Raw genomic sequence first — 17,349 nt, forward strand, 5'->3', positions numbered from 1 at the left:
GCCATGAGCTACAAGAGTGACATTGAGATCGCGCGGGACGCGCAGAAGAAGCCGATCCAGGAGATTGGTGCGAAGATCGGGATTTCCAATGACGATCTGCTGCCCTACGGCCACGACAAGGCGAAGGTGAGCCAGCGGTTCATCAACTCGGTGCAGGACCGCGAAGACGGCAAGCTGATCCTGGTGACCGCGATCAACCCGACGCCTGCGGGCGAAGGCAAGACCACCACCACCGTGGGCCTGGGCGACGGGCTGAACCGGATCGGCAAAAACGCGATGATCTGTATCCGCGAAGCCTCGCTGGGGCCGAACTTCGGCATGAAGGGCGGCGCTGCGGGCGGCGGCTATGCCCAGGTGGTGCCGATGGAGGAGATGAACCTCCATTTCACCGGCGACTTCCACGCCATCACCTCGGCGCATTCGCTGCTGTCAGCCATGATCGACAACCACATCTACTGGGGCAACGAGTGCGAGATCGACGTGCGCCGCGTCGCCTGGCGCCGGGTGGTCGACATGAACGACCGGGCGCTGCGCCAGATCACCGCCTCGCTCGGCGGCGTCTCCAACGGCTTCCCGCGCGAGACCGGCTTTGACATCACCGTGGCCTCGGAAGTGATGGCGATCCTGTGCCTGGCCAATGACCTCAAGGACCTGGAACAGCGCCTGGGCGACATCATCGTGGCCTACCGCCGCGACCGGACCCCGGTCTACTGCCGCGACATCAAGGCCGAGGGCGCGATGACCGTGCTTCTGAAGGACGCGATGCAGCCGAACCTGGTGCAGACCCTGGAAAACAACCCGGCCTTCGTGCACGGCGGCCCGTTTGCCAACATCGCGCATGGCTGCAACTCGGTCATCGCCACCAAGACCGCCCTGAAAGTGGCCGACTACGTGGTCACCGAGGCGGGTTTCGGGGCCGACCTCGGCGCCGAGAAGTTCATGAACATCAAGTGCCGCAAGGCGGGCATCGCGCCGTCGGCGGTGGTGGTCGTGGCCACCGTGCGGGCGATGAAGATGAACGGCGGCATCGCCAAGGCGGACCTGGGCGCGGAAAACGTCGATGCGGTCAACAAGGGCTGCGCCAACCTCGGCCGCCACATCGAAAACGTCAAATCCTTCGGCGTGCCGGTGGTGGTTGCGATCAACCACTTCGTGACCGACACCGAGGCCGAGGTGCAGGCGGTGAAGGACTACTGCGGCAGCCATGGCGTCGAAGCGGTGCTGTCGCGCCACTGGGAGCTGGGCTCCGAAGGCTCTGCCGATCTGGCGCAGAAGGTGGTTGAGCTGGCCGACTCCGGCAAGGCGAACTTCTCGCCGATCTACCCGGACGCCATGCCGCTGTTTGAGAAGATCGAGACCATCGCCAAGCGCATCTACCGCGCCGACGAGGTGCTGGCCGATCAGAAGATCCGCAATCAGCTGAAGGAATGGGAAGAGGCGGGCTATGGCAACCTGCCGGTCTGTATGGCAAAAACCCAGTACTCCTTCACCACCGACCCGAACCGCCGCGGCGCGCCCGTGGGCCATTCGGTGCCGGTGCGCGAAGTGCGGCTTTCGGCCGGTGCGGGCTTCATCGTGGTGGTCTGCGGCGAGATCATGACGATGCCGGGCCTGCCGCGCACCCCGGCGGCGGAGACCATCCGCCTGAATGCGGACGGCCAGATCGAAGGCCTGTTCTGAGCCGGCACAGACGGAATGCAGCGGCCCGGGGACACCCGGGCCGCTGAAGCTTTGAGATGACGGGACCGGATCCGGGGGCGGCCCCCCGGCGGAAAGGAAGAGAGCAATGGCAGCAACAGTGATTGACGGCAAGGCCTTTGCGGCCAAGGTGCGCGGCCAGGTGGCGGAGCATGTGGCGCGGCTGAAAGAGGAGCATGGCATCACCCCCGGCCTGGCGGTGGTGCTGGTGGGCGAGGACCCGGCCTCCCAGGTCTATGTCCGCTCCAAGGGCAAGAGCACCGTCGAGGTGGGGATGAACTCGTTCGAGCACAAGCTGGACGCGGACACCCCGGAGGCCGACCTGCTGGCGCTGATCGATCAGCTGAACAACGATCCGAAGGTGCATGGCATCCTGGTGCAGCTGCCGCTGCCGAAGCATCTGGACGAGGATCTGGTGATCAATTCGATCGCGCCGGAGAAGGATGTCGACGGCTTCCACATCTCCAACGTGGGCCTTCTGGGCACCGGCCAGAAGTCGATGGTGCCCTGCACGCCGCTGGGCTGCCTGATGATGCTGCGCGCGCACCACGGCAGCCTGTCTGGCCTGGATGCGGTTGTCATTGGCCGCTCCAACATCGTCGGCAAGCCGATGGCGCAGCTTCTGCTGGGCGACAGCTGCACCGTGACGATTGCGCATTCGCGCACCAAGGATCTGCCGGATGTGGTGCGCCGCGCCGACATCGTGGTGGCGGCCGTGGGCCGTCCGGAGATGGTGCCGGGCGATTGGATCAAGGAGGGCGCGACGGTGATCGACGTCGGCATCAACCGCATCGATGCGCCGGAGAAGGGTGAGGGCAAGACCCGTCTGGTGGGCGATGTGGATTACGCCTCGGCCGCGGAGCGCGCGGGCGCCATCACCCCGGTGCCGGGCGGCGTCGGCCCGATGACCATCGCGTGTCTCCTGGCCAACACCGTGACCGCCGCCTGCCGCGCCAGCAACCTCGCGGAGCCGGAAGGGCTGACCGCCTGACGCGCAGACCGCCAAGGTTAGAACAAAACCGCTCCCGCCGGACGCCTCCGGCGGGAGTATTTTTTGAAAGATGAAGGGGTGAGCGTTTCGCCCGGGAACGGGCGGAGCCCCTTTTTGAAAGATGAATGAGCTGGGGGTCAGAAGCCCAGGTAGGCGATGCCGCCGAAGGTGACGGCAACACTGATCCACTGTGCGCGGTTCATGCTTTCGCGCAGCACGAGCCAGGCCAGAACCACGGTGACCAGGCCGAACAAGGACGCGCCGACCGAGGCAAATTCAGGCCGGGGCAGGGTGCCGGAGTACAACACCAGCCCGAGCGCAAATGCGTCCAGCGCGCCCATCAGGCACAGGAGCGGCAGCATCTTGCGGGCAGGCATTTGAACCGCCCGGGCGGCGAGCGCCAAGCCCAGCAAGATCAGGATGGCGGCGGTGCGGGTCACGATCAGAACCGGCAGTTCCGCGCCTGCCTGGGTGGCGGCCTGGCCTGTGGCAAAGGTGAGGGCGAAGCCGATGGCGCCGGCCAGCCCCCAGGCCGCCGCCTGCAGGCTGGCCGGGCTTCCGTCGTCTTCTGTGGCGAAAACCGCGATGCAGCCGACCCCGCCAACCACTGCCGCGACGGCGAGCCAGTGGCCCGGGCCAACCGGCTGGCCCTGCAGCATTGCCATGCCGAGCGACAGCACAGGGTAGGCGCCGATCAGCGGCGCCACCAGCTTAACCGGCCCCAGCGCAAAGGCGCGGTAGAGCGCATAGGACGCCAGGGCAAAGATCGCGCCGGACAGCCCTGCCAGCCGGGCCGCCGGCAGGGTCATCGCTTGCCAATTGCCAAAGGCAAAAGCTGCGGCGGCTACCAGAATCGCCCCGCTGGCAAAAACGGTCAGCATGGCAGGCAGGATACCGGTTCTTTGTGAGACAAACCGCACGCAAAGGTCATGTATGCCCCAGGCAAGGGCCGCGGCAAGGCCAAGGAGCAGCGCGTGCATGGCGGTTATCCTTTCGTTTGCGGCATTCACCCCGAGGAAAATGACGCATCCCGGGCATTTTCCGTTTTTCCGCTGAAAATCAACATGTTTGTTGATTAGAGTGGCGGAAGGCAATATTCTTTTCAATAAATAAATATTCCGGCTGTGCAATTTCTGGCCGGAGTTCAGCAGGAGATGCGCGATGAATGACATGAGCTTCCCTGATGTCGTGAAAGGGCCGCCGAAGCCTTCGGGACTGTATCAGCCGTCGGTGTTTTCGCTGCCGAAAGGAACCGAGCGCTACGTGGTCGAGGGCTGCGGCGCGATCCTGATCCGGTTGGAAACCGGCGACAGGGTGACTGTGATCAATGACGAAGGCGGCCAGCCCTGCGAGATCATTGCCGCAGAGGACAAGGGGCGCATCGACGCGGGGATCATCGGCGCGGCGCCCAATAGCGATGCAAGCGGGCTGAAGGCGCTGCTGACCTCCTCGGACCAGTCCTTGCGCGGTTTGCGCATGGGGATGGAAGCGCGCGGCATCGACTTGGCGCAGGGCGGCGCGGTCCGGTTGTTTGATGCGGCGACGCCTGCCAAGACGGAGGAGAGCTTTACCGCGCAGCGCGACGGCGTCGTGATCGTTGCGGCCCCTGGCGGGATCATGGATTTTGAGAAGCAGGATACGGCCACCTCCCTGACGGTTATGGTCAAGCGGGCGGTGATCAAGCAGGTGGCGCGGTTTGAACTGCCGGACCCGCTGGCCGAGCCGGTCAATGAGGTGCGGGTGCACAGCGCCACCGCGGAAAGCTATTTCGTGAAGGCCGGCGACTACATCCAGATCATTGACGTGGATGGCCGCCAGTGCACCGACTTTCAGTGTTTTGCCGCCCGCAAACTGGACAAGGGCGTGGAGCACGCGCTGGATGTGACCACCACCCGGACGCTGATGGGCCATGCCTATCCGATGCCCGGACTGCATGCGAAATATTATGATCAGGACATGCTGCCGCTGGTCGAAGTGGTGCAGGACACGGTGGGGCGGCATGATGCCTTTGCCCTGGCCTGCGCAGCAAAATATTACGATGACATCGGCTATCCGGGCCATGTGAACTGCTCGGATAACTTCAACGCGACGCTGGCCCAGCATGGGGTGACACCGCGCGCGGGGTGGATGGCGATCAACTTCTTCTTCAACACCGGGCTGGATGAGCATGGCGTGATGTATGCCGATGAGCCCTGGACCCGGCCCGGCGACTATGTGCTGCTGCGGGCGCTGACCGATCTGGTCTGTGTCAGCTCTGCCTGCCCGGATGACACCAGCGCCGCCAATGGCTGGAACCCCACCGACATTCACGTCCGCACCTACAGCGGACAAGAGAGTTTCAAGCGGGCGATTGCGTTCCGCGCGACCCCTGAATCGGAGCCCAAGATGACCAAGGAAACCGGTTTCCACGACCGTCTCAGCAAGCTGACCCGCAATTTCGTCGAGTATAACGGGTTCTGGCTGGCCAACTGCTATGCCAGTTCCGGGCCGCTGGAGGAATACTGGGCCTGCCGCGAGAAATGCGTGGTGCTGGACCTGTCCGCCCTGCGCAAGTTCGAGATCACCGGTCCGGATGCGGAGGCGCTCTGCCAGTATATTTTCACCCGCAATATCAAGAAGCTGGCGGTGGGGCAGGTGGTCTATACCGCGATGTGCTACCCGCATGGCGGCATGATCGACGACGGCACTGTGTTCCGCCTGGGCAAGGACAACTTCCGCTGGATCGGCGGCTCGGATTATGGCGGGGAATGGATCCGCGAGCAGGCGGAGAAGCTGGGTCTGAACGTGCTGATCCGGTCTTCGACCGATATGCAGCACAATATCGCGGTGCAAGGCCCGGAAAGCCGGGATTTGCTGAAGAAGATCATCTGGACCGCACCGCACAATCCGGCGCTGGAGGAACTGGGCTGGTTCCGCTTCACGCCCGCGCGGATTGGTGATGATCAGGGCGTGCCGGTGGTGGTATCGCGGACCGGGTACACCGGCGAATTGGGGTACGAGATCTTCTGCCACCCGAAGCACGCGAGCGAAGTGTTTGATGCGGTCTGGGCGGCAGGGCAGGACCACGGCATCCGCCCGATGGGGCTGGAGGCGCTGGACATGGTGCGGATCGAGGCCGGGCTGATCTTTGCCGGCTACGACTTCAGCGATCAGACCGACCCGTTTGAAGCGGGCATCGGGTTCACCGTGCCGCTGAAGTCGAAAGAAGATGACTTCATCGGCCGCGATGCGCTGATCCGGCGCAAGACCACTCCGGCGCGCAAGCTGGTGGGGCTGGACATCGACTCGGCGATTGATGTTGGCCATGGCGACTGCGTCCATATCGGGCGCGCGCAAATCGGGGAGGTGACCTCGTCCATGCGCTCGCCGCTCTTGGGCAAGAACATCGCGCTGGCGCGGGTGGACGTGTCTTGTTCCGAGGTTGGGACTGAAGTTGAAATCGGCAAGCTTGACGGGCATCAAAAACGGCTGCCGGCCAAAATCGTACCCTTTGCGCATTACGACCCCAAGAAGACCCGGCCTCAATCCTGAGGCCGGCCGTTTGCGGGGCTGGGAGGTTAAATGGCTCAGAAGCTGATTGAGCAGATTGGCGGCGAAGAGATGCTGCGTGCGCTGGTCGAGCGGTTCTACGATATTGTCGAGGAAACCGAGGCCGGCGCGCAGATCGTCAAGCTGCACAAGCGCGGGCATGGGATGGATCATGCCCGGATCGAGCAGTTCAATTTCCTGTCCGGTTTCATGGGCGGGCGCCGGTACTACGAGGAAAAGCACGGGCATATGGATGTGAAGCTGATGCATGCCCATGTGCCGATCACCGAAGAAGACGCCGAGAACTGGCTGAAGTGCATGGATCAGGCGCTGGCCGAGCTGAAACTGGAGGGGCCGCATGTGGAGCGGCTGCGCCAGGTGTTCCGGCGGGTGGCGATGATGCTGGTGAACGATCTGGCCGAGTGGGGCGAGAAGCGCGCCACGGCTTGAGCGCATCGTCTGTTGCCGCCGCAGGAGCCGCCCCTTTCGGCGGCAAAGCCGCCTGCCGGGCGGCGGGACGGGAGTATTTTCAGAAAGATGAAAGAGCGGGTGCTCTGATCAGCCTGGACGTTTCAGGAAAACTTGCACATCGGCCACATTGGTGCCGGTTCCGCCGGTGATCAGCAGCGCGTCCGCGGCTTTGAGGGCGGCGTAGCTGTCGTTGTTGGCAAGCAGCGCCTCCGGGTCCAGGCCTGCGGCCTTGATGGCGTCCCAGGTGGCCGGGGTCGCGATACCGCCGGCGGCATCTGTCGGCCCGTCGCGCCCGTCAGTGCCGCCGGACAGGAACAGCCAGTCGCCGCTGAGCCGTTCCGCGCCCAGTTTGGCGACGCGCAGAGCGAGTTCCTGGTTGCGCCCGCCGAGGCCGCTGCCGCGGAGCTGCACGGTGGTTTCGCCGCCGAAGATGAGCGCGACGGGTTTGTTTTTGGGGGCATTTTGCGCAGCAGTGACGACAGTTTCAGCAGCCTCTGCCACGTCACCCACCAAGCGGTGGGAGACCAGCTTGCAGGTCCAAACCTCTGCCGCCGCGGCCATCATCGCCTTCAGGCTGTGGCGGTTGGAGCCGATCAATGTGTTGCTGGCCGGGGGCGGGACGTCCCGGACCTCTTCAGCCGTGCTGAGCTGCGTTCTGACGGCCGCTGGCGCATTGTCCCAGATGCCGGCGCGCTGCAGGATCTCCCGTGCCTGAGCGCGGGTGCCGATCGGTGCCACAGTGGGGCCGGAGGCGATGGCGCGCAGGTCGTCTCCGATCACGTCAGATAGGATGAAGGCTTGCACCTGAGCAGGCGCGGCATGGCGCAGCAATCCGCCGCCCTTAATGCCCGACAGCTGCTGGCGAATCAGGTTCATCTCGTTGATCTCAAGGCCCGAGGCGAGCAGCAGCTGGTTCACCGCAGCCTTGTCCGCCAGTGTCAGACCGGGGGCGGGGGCCACCATCAGGGCGGAACCGCCGCCGGAAATCAGCGCGATCAGCCGGTCATCGGGGCCGAGCAAATGCGCCAGTTCAATAGCCGCCTGACCGGCGGCGGCGCTGGCTTCATCCGGCACCGGATGGGCGCCGCAAATCACCGTGGCGCCAGGAATTTCCGTGTAATTTTCAGGGTTTGTGATTGCCAATGCCTGGGCTGCATCCGGGATCAGCGCGAGTGCCTCCCGCATCATCGGGATGGCGGCTTTGCCCACGGCCAGCAGCACGTTTCTGCCGCCTTCGGGCAGGGGGGAGAGCGGTGACAACTCTAGCTGCGCACGCAGGGCCTTGGCCGGGTCTGCGCGGTCGACAGCGGCCTGGAACAGGGCCCTGGCGGTGGTCAGCAACTCGGTCATCCGGATCTCCCAAGTATAGTCGAGTTCAGCCGCCCCGGCTCAAGCCAGGACGGCGCAAGGTCTTGAAGCAGAACGGCGGCTTAATTGCCGGCGATCTGCTTGGCCTTCTCCACCAGCACTTCTGCCTGACGGATTGAGGCGTAGTCAATCAGGCGGCCGTCCAGCGATACCGCGCCCTTGCCGGCGGCTTCAGCCTCGGCCATGGCTTCCAGAATGCGGTGGGCCTTGGTGATTTCCGCGTCCGACGGCGACATCACTTCGTTGGCCAGCTCGATCTGGCTCGGGTGGATCGCCCATTTGCCTTCACAGCCCAGCACCGCGGCGCGTTTGGCGGCGGCCTTGTAGCCTTCCTTGTCCTGGAAGTCGCCGAACGGGCCGTCGATCGGCCGCAACCCGTTGGCGCGCGCGGCAACCACCATGCGGGCCAGCGCGTAGTGCCACATGTCGCCCCAGTGCACATCGCGCGAGCCGTCTGCCGCCGGGTCGGTCAGCACCGCGTAATCCGGGTTCACACCGCCGATGATAGTGGTGCGGGCGCGGGTCGAAGCGGCATAGTCGGCGACACCGAAATGCAGCGATTCATTGCGCTTGGAGGCTGCGGCAATTTCACTCACGTTCTGCATGCCAAGCGCGGTCTCGATGATGTGCTCGAAGCCGATCCGCTTCTTGTAGCCCTTGGCATCTTCGATCTGGGTGACCAGCATGTCGACGGCGTAAACATCCGCCGCGGTGCCCACCTTGGGGACCATGATCAGATCGAGGCGTTCGCCTGCCTGTTCAACCACATCGACCACATCGCGGTACATGTAGTGGGTGTCGAGGCCGTTGATTCGCACCGACATGGATTTCTTGCCCCAGTCGATCTCGTTCAGGGCCTTGATGATGTTCTTGCGGGCCTGGTCTTTTTCGTCCGGCGCAACCGCGTCTTCGAGATCCAGAAAGATCACGTCGACGTCAGATTGTGCTGCTTTTTCAAACATCTGCGGCTGGGATCCGGGGATTGCCAGCTCGCTGCGGTTCAGGCGGCCGGGGGCCTGTTCGACGGTATGAAACGACATGGGTGCGCTCCTCATTCGCAATGGGGTTTCGTCCTCTCCTCTCTAGGCATTCCTCATGAGGACGTTTCCTGTCAAGAAAAAAGTTTTCATTTAAATACATTCGCGCGGGAGCGCGCCCGCGCGTCGCGCCCTCGCGTGCGTACGCGTGTGCGCACCCGCGTGCGAGGCGCGGGGCGGCGAACCGGGGCTATTCCTCCAGGCTGAAATCGCCCCGGGCGGCGCGGTTGGCGTAGTAGAACGCAATCGCCTGGGCGCGGTTCTTGACCGAGAGTTTTTCGTAGAGGTTCGACAGGTGGAACTTCACCGTGTTGGTGGAAATCTCCAGCTCCTTGCTAAGCTCCTTGTTGGTGAGCCCCTTGGACAGCGCCTCCAGCATCGTGCGCTCGCGGCGCGACAGCTGTTCGATCGGATCGGTCTGCAGCCCGCGGACGTCCAGGAAGGGGAATACCATCTTGCCCGCCGCCACGGCCAGGCAAGTGTCGAGCAGCCCCTCGACAGCGCTGGAGCGCGGGGCAAAGCCGGCCGCGCCTGCGCTCATCGCCTTGCGCGGCACGTCGCCGCTGTCGTCGGCATAGACCACCAGCCGCGGCGCGTTGGCCTGGTCGCGCAGCACCTCGATCAGCTTGGCACCGCCAAGGGCGGGCAGGTTCCAGTCGATGATCCCGACCTGGACCGGCACCCGCATCACGGTTCCGAGGAAACCTTCGGCGGTGGCGGAGGTGGCGACCAGCGAGAATCGGGGGTCCCTTTCGAAGATCTCGGACATGGCCGACAGCACCAGCGGGTTTGCGTCAGCAAGCATGACCGAAATAGGGGAAACTTTGTCGCTTATCGGAGCCATTTGGTGCCTTTTTGTCAAATACTACCCTAATGGGTAGGGTCAGTTTTGGTATGCAACGGTATTTTTACCAGTTTGGGTAGGTAACTTGCCCCCCATTTAGATACCCAAAAGCAGGATATAGGAATGTTGCGGGTTTTGTCGACCTAGGGTTTCCTTGCGTTAACAGATGTTGACCGTCAGGAAACAAACCTTCCCGCAGCGAAGAAGGCCCGTGACCTCCGGCGCATCGGCAACCGCACACCAACAGAGGTTTGACCCGATGACAGAACCCACGATCTTCCCCAGCCTGGAAATCCCGGAGACCCTGGCCGCCGGCCCTGGCCCGGGCAATACCGACCCCCGCGTGCTGCAGGCCTTTGCCAACACCGGCCTGGCTGACCACATGCAGGCGGACGTGCTGCGCGGCATGATCGAGTGCAAGCAGATGCTGCGCGGCCTGTGGGGCACTTCCAACACCTACACCTACGGGGTTGGCGGCACCGGCTTCTCCGGCCTGGATTGTATGCTGAACGCGATCCTGCCGGGCGACACCGTGGTTGCCTTCCAGAATGGCACCTTCTCTGGCATCGACGCAATGACCATCCGGATGAAGGCCGCCACCCGCGAGGAGCTGGCTGCCAATCCGATGAACCCGCAGCCTGCCTCCGTCACCGTGGTCGACGTGCCGCATGGCGAGTCGGTATCCGGCAAGCTGGTGGAGCAGGTGCTGGGTGAGAAGAAACCAAAGTGGGCGTTCATGGCGCATTGGGAAACCGGCTCCGGCCGCATTAACGACCTGAAAGGCTTTTCGGACGCTTGCGTCAAGCACGGCGTGATGGGCCTGATCGACGCGGTGTCCTCGCTGGGCATCGAAGACTTTTCGATCGACGATTACCCGGGCGTTGCCGGCTGGGCCTCCTGCCCGCAGAAGGGCGTGCTGTGTTTGCCGCTGACTTATGCGCCGGTGTCCTTCACCGAAAAATACATCCAGACCGTGCGTGAGAACGGCTGCCATTCCTATGTCCACAACCCGATCCTGGAAGCCCGCCACTGGGGCATCGTGGACGGCCAGGATGTTGCGGCCGGCACCTACCACCGCACCCATTCCGGCTATGCGGTTGCCGCCTTCCACGAGGCGCTGCGCATTACCCTGCAGCATGGCCGCGCCCAGAAGGCCCGCGATTATGCGTTCCACGAGAAAGCACTGCGTGATGCGGTCACCGCCATGGGCTGCGATGTGACCAGCAACATGACCAGCCTGGTGGTTCTGAACCTGCCCGGCGATCTGGCCGGCAAGGAAAAGGAACTGGTGGGCAACTGCCGCGCCGTGGGCTTTGGCATTTGGCCGACCCTGTCGGAGCCAGTCCAGGTCCGCATCGGCATCCTGAATCAGATCACCCCGGCGGCCATCACCGACATCGTCAACCGTTTCGGCAAGGCGATGAACGACATGGGCGCAAACGTCGACATGGCAGCGGTCAACGCCTTGCTCGACAGGCACTACTCCGCAGCCCTTGAGGCCGCTGAGTAACGTTTTCCGGCATCCATGAGGAGGAGAGAACCATGGATATCCACGAATACCAGGCCAAGGAAGTTCTGAGCAACTTCGGCGTGACCGTTCCGCCGGGCGCGCTGGCCTACAGCCCCGAGCAGGCGGCCTATCGCGCGCGGGAGCTGGGCGGCGATAAATGGATCGTCAAGGCCCAGGTCCACGCCGGCGGCCGCGGCAAGGCGGGCGGCGTCAAGCTGTGCAATTCCGAAGCCGAGATCTATGAGGCGACCGAGAACCTGTTCGGCAAGAAACTGGTGACCCACCAGACCGGCCCCGAGGGCAAAGGCATCTACCGTGTCTATGTCGAGGGTGCAGTACCGATTGCCCGCGAGATTTATCTGGGCTTTGTGCTGGACCGCTCCAGCCAGCGGGTGATGATCGTTGCCTCTTCCGAAGGCGGCATGGAGATTGAGGAGATCTCTGCCGAGCGGCCCGAGTCCATCGTGCGCTCAACCGTCGAGCCGGCCGTTGGCCTGCAGGATTTCCAGGCGCGTGAGATTGCCTTTGCCCTGGGCATTGAACCGGCGCTGACGCAGCAGATGGTGCGCACGCTGAAGGGCTGCTACCAGGCGTTCTCCGAACTGGACGCCACCATGGTTGAGATCAACCCGCTGGTGGTCACTTCGGACAACCGGGTCATCGCGCTGGACGCCAAGATGACCTTTGACGACAACGCCCTGTTCCGCCACCCGCAGATTGCCGAGCTGCGCGACAAGTCCCAGGAAGACCCGCGCGAAGCCCGCGCGGCGGACCGCGGCCTGTCTTACGTCGGGCTTGAGGGCAACATCGGCTGCATCGTGAACGGTGCGGGCCTGGCGATGGCGACTATGGACACCATCAAACTGGCCGGCGGCGAGCCTGCCAACTTCCTGGACATCGGCGGCGGTGCCACGCCCGAACGGGTCGCCAAGGCGTTCCGCCTGGTGATGTCCGACAGCAATGTTCAGGCGGTTCTGGTCAATATCTTTGCCGGCATCAACCGTTGCGACTGGGTGGCCGAAGGTGTCGTTCAGGCGCTGAAGGAGGTGCAGGTCGACGTGCCCGTGGTGGTCCGCCTTGCCGGCACCAACGTCGAGGAAGGCCAGAAGATCCTGGCGCAAAGCGGCCTGCCGCTGATCCGCGCATCCTCGCTGATGGAAGCCGCTGAGCGGGCCGTCGGCGCGTGGAAAAACGACCTTGATCAAAACACCCGTGTGAGGGCCGTCAAATGAGCATCCTTCTTGATCGCGACAGCAAAGTCATCGTTCAAGGCATCACCGGCAAGATCGCCCGCTTCCACACCAAGGACATGATCGAATACGGAACCAACGTCGTGGGCGGCGTGGTGCCGGGCAAGGGCGGCGAGACCGTCGAGGGCGTGCCGGTCTTCAACACCGTGAAAGAAGCGGTTGAGGCCACCGGCGCCAATGCCTCTTTGGTGTTCGTGCCGCCGCCGTTTGCAGCCGACTCCATCATGGAAGCGGCGGATGCAGGCATCAAATACTGCGTCTGCATCACCGACGGCATCCCGGCCCAGGATATGATCCGTGTGAAGCGCTACATGTACCGCTATCCCAAGGACAAGCGGATGATCCTTACGGGGCCGAACTGCGCGGGCACCATCTCGCCGGGCAAGGCGCTGCTGGGCATCATGCCGGGCCACATCTACCTGCCGGGCACCGTGGGCATCATCGGCCGCTCCGGCACCCTGGGCTATGAGGCTGCGGCGCAGCTGAAAGAGCTGGGGCTGGGGGTTTCCACCTCGGTGGGCATCGGCGGCGACCCGATCAACGGCTCCTCCTTCAAGGACATTCTTGAGTGGTTCGAGAAGGATCCGGAAACTGAGGTCATTGCAATGATCGGTGAAATCGGCGGCCCGCAGGAAGCGGAAGCGGCGGAGTACATCCGCGATCACGTGACCAAGCCGGTAGTGGCATATGTCGCGGGTCTGACCGCACCCAAGGGCCGCACCATGGGCCACGCGGGCGCGATCATCTCGGCCTTTGGCGAGAGCGCTTCCGAGAAGGTGGAGATCCTGTCGGCGGCCGGTGTGACCGTTGCCGAAAACCCCGCCGTGATCGGCGAAACCATCGCAAGCGTGATGAAAAAGAACGCCGCCTGATCCGGCAACGGGACAGGCGCAACGCTCCACCCCTGGCCTGGGGCAATGGCGGGGGTGGAGCGCATTTACAAAGCACAAGCACGTCAGGGAGTTAATATCATGGCAAAGCCCAAGGTTCTGGTGACCCGCCGCTGGCCCGCCGCAGTTGAGGCACAGCTGTCCGAGGCGTTTGATGCTGTGCTGAACACGGGCGATAAGCCCCTGACTGAGGACGAGCTGCGCGATGCGATGACATCTTATGACGCAGTGCTGCCGACCGTGACCGACAAGATCTCAGCCAAGGCCTTTGATATCGCCAACCCCCAGGCCCGGATCCTCGCCAACTACGGTGTCGGCTACTCTCATATTGATATGCACGGTGCGGCCGGCCACGGCATGACCGTGACCAACACCCCGGATGTCCTCAGCGAATGCACCGCTGATATCGCCATGACGCTTTTGCTGATGGTGGCCCGCCGTGCGGGCGAAGGCGAGCGCGAGCTGCGCGCCGGCGCATGGACCGGCTGGCGCCCGACCCATCTGGTCGGCACCAAGGTTTCCGGCAAGACGCTGGGTATCGTCGGCTTTGGCCGCATTGGCCAGGAGATGGCCCGGCGCGCCCACCACGGCTTTGGCATGAAGATCGTGGTGCAGAACCGCTCCCGCGTGTCCCCCGATACCCTCGCCCGCTACAACGCCACCCAGGTCGACAGCCTGGAAGACCTGATGCCGCAGTGCGATTTTGTTTCTCTGCACTGCCCGGGCGGCGCTGCGAACCGGCATCTGATCAATACCCGGATGCTGAACCTGATGAAGCCGGACGCCTTCCTTATTAATACGGCCCGCGGCGAGGTGATCGACGAGCTGGCCCTGTCCCGCGCCCTGTGGTTCGAAACCATCGGCGGCGCCGCATTGGATGTGTTCGACGGCGAGCCGCGCATCAACCCGGACCTGATGGATTGCGACAACCTTGTGATGCTGCCGCATCTGGGCAGCGCCACCCGCGAAGCGCGCGAGGCGATGGGCTTTCGCGTGCTGGATAACCTGACCGATTTCTTTGCTGGGCGCGAACCGCGCGACCGGGTGATGTGATGGGAGATCCTGCTGAAACCGCCCATGAGGGTGTCGAAGACACCGGCTACGCCGCCGGGCTTCGCAATGAGCTCCACGCCTTGTGGCTGGATGTTTTGCGCCAGCGCGCGCCGGAGGTTGCTGCAAAGGCGGTATCCGAAACCGCTTGGGATTTGTCCGGCGGGCAGCCCGCGACCGCCTATATGCAGGCGTTCAATATCTGGTTCCAGCTGCTGAAGATCGTCGAGGAAAACGCCGCCATGCGCGACCGCCGCATGGCCGAAACCCAGGACGGGCCCGAAGTGGTCGAAGGCAGCTTTGCCCGCGCGCTGGATCTGGCCGGGGAGCAGGCAACGCCCGAACGGTTGCAGGAGGTCGCCAGCCAGTTTTCCATCGGCCCGACCCTGACCGCGCATCCGACCGAGGCCAAGCGCGTCACCATCCTGGAAATCCACCGCCGCATATACCGCGGGCTGGTGTCGCTGGAGGCCAAGCGCTGGACCCCGCGCGAGCGGGCGGGCCTGCTGGCGGATCTGCGCTCGGAAATCGACCTGTTGTGGATGACGGGCGAGCTGCGCCGCGACCGGCCCAGCCTGCAGGATGAAATCCAATGGGGGCTGCAGTTCTTCCGCGACAGCCTGTTTGAGGCGGTGCCGCAGCTGTTTGAACGCTACATCGCAGCGGCCGAACCAAGGCTGGGCGAGAGCGCCGATGCGCCCTGCCTCAAATTCCATTCCTGGATCGGCGGCGACCGCGACGGCAATCCGAATGTGACGGTGGAGGCCACGGCAGCAGCCCTGACCGCGAACCGCGCAGCGATCCTGGAACGCTATCAGAAGGCGCTGACCACCGCGGCGGAGCGGATTTCCATTTCGGCGGCGGTGTTTGCCTTGCCGGAAACCACCTCTGCCCGGCTGGCGAAGGTCATTGCCGCAGCACCCGGCGCCGCAGCACTGTCCGCCCGCAATCCCGGCGAAGTCTTCCGCCAGGCGCTGACCGCGATCCTGGCGCGGATCAGGGCCACTGCTGCCGAGGGCACTGGCGCCTATAAGCACCTTGGCGATTTCGTTACCGACCTGACAGAAGTGGAAGCGGCGCTTGAGGAAATCGGCGCCAACCGCCTGGCGGCCCGCTATGTCCGCCCGATCCGCTGGCAGGCTGATGTCTTCGGCTTCCGGACGGTGACGCTGGACGTGCGTCAAAACTCAACCGTGACCACGGAGACACTGACGGAGATATGGGCGCGCTCGGGCGAAGTGCCTGAGTTTGGCAGCCCGGAATGGTCGGCGCGCCTGCGCAGAGAATTGGGCAGCGCCTCGCTCCCCTATATGACACCGGATGAGCTGAGCCCGCAGAGCGGCGAGCTGCTGAAACTGCTGCGGCTGATGCGCGATGCAGGGGCAGGGGAGGACCCGCAGGCGATGGGGCCGTTCATCCTGTCGATGACCCGCTCCACCGATGACTTGCTAGGGGTTTACCTGCTGGCGCGCTATGCCGGGTTCGGCGCCGAGAAGGCCGCGCTCAAGGTGGTGCCGCTTTTTGAAACCATTGGCGACCTGCGCGCCGCGCCCGGTATCCTGAACGGCCTGCTGGACGTGCCCTTCGCGCGCCGCTCTCTGAAATCCAGCGACAGCCGGATCGAGGTGATGCTGGGCTATTCCGACAGCAACAAGGACGGCGGTTTCCTCTGCTCAACCTGGGAGCTGGAGAAGGCGCAACGCCTGATTACCCGCACCCTTGCGGCACACCGGATGAAGCCCGTGTTCTTCCACGGCCGCGGCGGCTCGGTCTCCCGCGGCGGGGCACCTGCCGAACGCGCTATTGCCGCCCAGCCTGCGGGCACCATCGCGGGCCGGATGCGGATTACCGAACAGGGCGAGGTGGTCAGCTCCAAATACGCCAACCGCGGCACCGCCCTGCACCAGCTGGAGCTGATGGCCTCTTCGGTGCTGCGCCATTCGTTGCAAGACGGCACCCCGCCGGTGAACCCGGACTTCGATGACGCCTTCGAGGCACTCGCAGGCATGTCCCAGGCGGCCTATTCCAACCTGCTGAACGCGCCCGGTTTCCTGGACTATTTTCAACAGGCCAGCCCGGTGGAGGAGCTGGCGATGCTGAAGATCGGTTCGCGCCCTGCCCGCCGTTTCGGGGCCGGCTCGCTGGAGGATCTGCGGGCGATCCCCTGGGTTTTTGCCTGGTCGCAGAACCGCCACATGATCACCGGCTGGTACGGTTTCGGCTCTGCGGTTGCCAGCTTCCGCAAATTTCGTGGTGCCCGCGGCGAGGCGGTGCTGCAGGACATGTTCGCAAATTCGCCGCTGTTCCGCCTGGTGGTGGATGAGGTCGAAAAGACCCTGCTGCAAAGCGACATGGAGATTGCCGCCGGTTACGCCACGCTGGTGCAGGACGCTGAAATCCGGGATCGCATCTTTGGGTCCATCCGCAAGGAGTATCAGCTGGCCTGCGACGCGATCCTGTTTCTGACCGGTGACAGCTGCCTGGCACTGCGCTTCCCGCGGCTGCGCGCCCGCTTTGGCCGCGTCGAAAACATGCTGCGCGAAATCCACAAGACCCAAGTGCGGCTCCTGCAAGAGAACCGCGCCGAAAAGCCTTCAACAGTGCCTGTCCCGCTGATGCAGTCGATGAACTGCGTGGCCGCGGGCCTTGGCTGGACTGGATAGACAGGAGCCCCGAATGTCCAAAGACCTCTTTTTCACCCAGCCCCTCGCC

13 protein-coding genes are annotated in these 17,349 nt (G+C 64.0%); 9 read left to right on the plus strand and 4 right to left on the minus strand.

Annotated elements, in window-relative coordinates; translation table 11 throughout:
• The first annotated feature begins 3 nt into the window (after positions 1 to 3).
• Both B2P87_RS02170 and folD read left to right on the plus strand, forming a co-directional pair.
• The gene (locus tag B2P87_RS02170) at positions 4 to 1,680 is read left to right on the plus strand and encodes a formate--tetrahydrofolate ligase (RefSeq protein WP_058285511.1); all 1,677 of its coding nucleotides are present in this window, start codon (positions 4 to 6) and stop codon (positions 1,678 to 1,680) included.
• A 106-nt stretch (positions 1,681 to 1,786) separates the two neighbouring features.
• Positions 1,787 to 2,689 carry a bifunctional methylenetetrahydrofolate dehydrogenase/methenyltetrahydrofolate cyclohydrolase FolD gene (gene folD, locus B2P87_RS02175; RefSeq protein ID WP_141889722.1) on the plus strand — a complete coding sequence of 301 codons (903 nt, stop codon included), beginning with the start codon at positions 1,787 to 1,789 and terminating at the stop codon, positions 2,687 to 2,689.
• Positions 2,690 to 2,826: 137 nt separating this feature from the next.
• On the opposite strand, the gene B2P87_RS02180 is transcribed toward folD, so the two are convergent.
• Positions 2,827 to 3,669, minus strand: a complete 843-nt coding sequence (locus B2P87_RS02180; RefSeq protein ID WP_244940757.1) for a DMT family transporter — start codon at positions 3,667 to 3,669, stop codon at positions 2,827 to 2,829.
• A gap of 181 nt (positions 3,670 to 3,850) precedes the next feature.
• Between B2P87_RS02180 and tdm the strand changes: the two genes are divergently transcribed.
• Both tdm and B2P87_RS02190 read left to right on the plus strand, forming a co-directional pair.
• Complete coding sequence (tdm, locus tag B2P87_RS02185; RefSeq protein WP_141891926.1) at positions 3,851 to 6,220, plus strand: trimethylamine-oxide aldolase Tdm; 2,370 nt, start codon at positions 3,851 to 3,853, stop codon at positions 6,218 to 6,220.
• A gap of 30 nt (positions 6,221 to 6,250) precedes the next feature.
• Entirely contained in the window at positions 6,251 to 6,667 is a 417-nt protein-coding gene (locus B2P87_RS02190) for a group II truncated hemoglobin (protein ID WP_141891927.1), read from the plus strand.
• Between the two features lie 108 nt (positions 6,668 to 6,775).
• Here B2P87_RS02190 and B2P87_RS02195 read toward each other — a convergent pair whose 3' ends face one another.
• From B2P87_RS02195 to B2P87_RS02205, 3 genes are all read right to left on the minus strand, one after another.
• Entirely contained in the window at positions 6,776 to 8,038 is a 1,263-nt protein-coding gene (locus tag B2P87_RS02195; protein ID WP_141891928.1) for a glycerate kinase type-2 family protein, read from the minus strand.
• An 80-nt stretch (positions 8,039 to 8,118) separates the two neighbouring features.
• Complete coding sequence (locus B2P87_RS02200; RefSeq protein WP_058285463.1) at positions 8,119 to 9,096, minus strand: HpcH/HpaI aldolase/citrate lyase family protein; 978 nt, start codon at positions 9,094 to 9,096, stop codon at positions 8,119 to 8,121.
• Between the two features lie 187 nt (positions 9,097 to 9,283).
• The gene (locus B2P87_RS02205) at positions 9,284 to 9,898 is read right to left on the minus strand and encodes a response regulator transcription factor (protein ID WP_141891929.1); all 615 of its coding nucleotides are present in this window, start codon (positions 9,896 to 9,898) and stop codon (positions 9,284 to 9,286) included.
• A 298-nt stretch (positions 9,899 to 10,196) separates the two neighbouring features.
• Here B2P87_RS02205 and B2P87_RS02210 point away from each other — a divergent pair, with 298 nt between their 5' ends.
• From B2P87_RS02210 to B2P87_RS02230, 5 genes are all read left to right on the plus strand, one after another.
• Positions 10,197 to 11,447: an alanine--glyoxylate aminotransferase family protein gene (locus B2P87_RS02210; RefSeq protein WP_141891930.1), complete on the plus strand. Its 1,251-nt coding sequence runs from the start codon at positions 10,197 to 10,199 to the stop codon at positions 11,445 to 11,447.
• Between the two features lie 32 nt (positions 11,448 to 11,479).
• Positions 11,480 to 12,679 carry a malate--CoA ligase subunit beta gene (locus tag B2P87_RS02215; protein WP_058285466.1) on the plus strand — a complete coding sequence of 400 codons (1,200 nt, stop codon included), beginning with the start codon at positions 11,480 to 11,482 and terminating at the stop codon, positions 12,677 to 12,679.
• Positions 12,676 to 13,569: a succinate--CoA ligase subunit alpha gene (sucD, locus tag B2P87_RS02220; RefSeq protein ID WP_008556966.1), complete on the plus strand. Its 894-nt coding sequence runs from the start codon at positions 12,676 to 12,678 to the stop codon at positions 13,567 to 13,569. The genes B2P87_RS02215 and sucD overlap by 4 nt, the downstream gene beginning before the upstream one ends.
• A 99-nt stretch (positions 13,570 to 13,668) precedes the next feature.
• Positions 13,669 to 14,640 carry a 2-hydroxyacid dehydrogenase gene (locus tag B2P87_RS02225; RefSeq protein ID WP_141891931.1) on the plus strand — a complete coding sequence of 324 codons (972 nt, stop codon included), beginning with the start codon at positions 13,669 to 13,671 and terminating at the stop codon, positions 14,638 to 14,640.
• Positions 14,640 to 17,300 carry a phosphoenolpyruvate carboxylase gene (locus B2P87_RS02230; protein ID WP_141891932.1) on the plus strand — a complete coding sequence of 887 codons (2,661 nt, stop codon included), beginning with the start codon at positions 14,640 to 14,642 and terminating at the stop codon, positions 17,298 to 17,300. The genes B2P87_RS02225 and B2P87_RS02230 overlap by 1 nt, the downstream gene beginning before the upstream one ends.
• Positions 17,301 to 17,349: the final 49 nt, after the last annotated feature.

The organism is Leisingera sp. UBA4491 (assembly GCF_002388965.1).
Classification (GTDB): Bacteria; Pseudomonadota; Alphaproteobacteria; order Rhodobacterales; family Rhodobacteraceae; genus Leisingera; species Leisingera aquaemixtae.

What these genes read in the sequence shown, in the direction of transcription:
- B2P87_RS02170 (WP_058285511.1), top strand. Translation starts at nt 4, where the DNA reads ATGAGCTACAAGAGTGACATTGAGATCGCGCGGGACGCGCAGAAGAAG.
- folD (WP_141889722.1), top strand. Translation starts at nt 1,787, where the DNA reads ATGGCAGCAACAGTGATTGACGGCAAGGCCTTTGCGGCCAAGGTGCGC.
- B2P87_RS02180 (WP_244940757.1), bottom strand. Translation starts at nt 3,669, where the DNA reads ATGCACGCGCTGCTCCTTGGCCTTGCCGCGGCCCTTGCCTGGGGCATA.
- tdm (WP_141891926.1), top strand. Translation starts at nt 3,851, where the DNA reads ATGAATGACATGAGCTTCCCTGATGTCGTGAAAGGGCCGCCGAAGCCT.
- B2P87_RS02190 (WP_141891927.1), top strand. Translation starts at nt 6,251, where the DNA reads ATGGCTCAGAAGCTGATTGAGCAGATTGGCGGCGAAGAGATGCTGCGT.
- B2P87_RS02195 (WP_141891928.1), bottom strand. Translation starts at nt 8,038, where the DNA reads ATGACCGAGTTGCTGACCACCGCCAGGGCCCTGTTCCAGGCCGCTGTC.
- B2P87_RS02200 (WP_058285463.1), bottom strand. Translation starts at nt 9,096, where the DNA reads ATGTCGTTTCATACCGTCGAACAGGCCCCCGGCCGCCTGAACCGCAGC.
- B2P87_RS02205 (WP_141891929.1), bottom strand. Translation starts at nt 9,898, where the DNA reads ATGCTTGCTGACGCAAACCCGCTGGTGCTGTCGGCCATGTCCGAGATC.
- B2P87_RS02210 (WP_141891930.1), top strand. Translation starts at nt 10,197, where the DNA reads ATGACAGAACCCACGATCTTCCCCAGCCTGGAAATCCCGGAGACCCTG.
- B2P87_RS02215 (WP_058285466.1), top strand. Translation starts at nt 11,480, where the DNA reads ATGGATATCCACGAATACCAGGCCAAGGAAGTTCTGAGCAACTTCGGC.
- sucD (WP_008556966.1), top strand. Translation starts at nt 12,676, where the DNA reads ATGAGCATCCTTCTTGATCGCGACAGCAAAGTCATCGTTCAAGGCATC.
- B2P87_RS02225 (WP_141891931.1), top strand. Translation starts at nt 13,669, where the DNA reads ATGGCAAAGCCCAAGGTTCTGGTGACCCGCCGCTGGCCCGCCGCAGTT.
- B2P87_RS02230 (WP_141891932.1), top strand. Translation starts at nt 14,640, where the DNA reads ATGGGAGATCCTGCTGAAACCGCCCATGAGGGTGTCGAAGACACCGGC.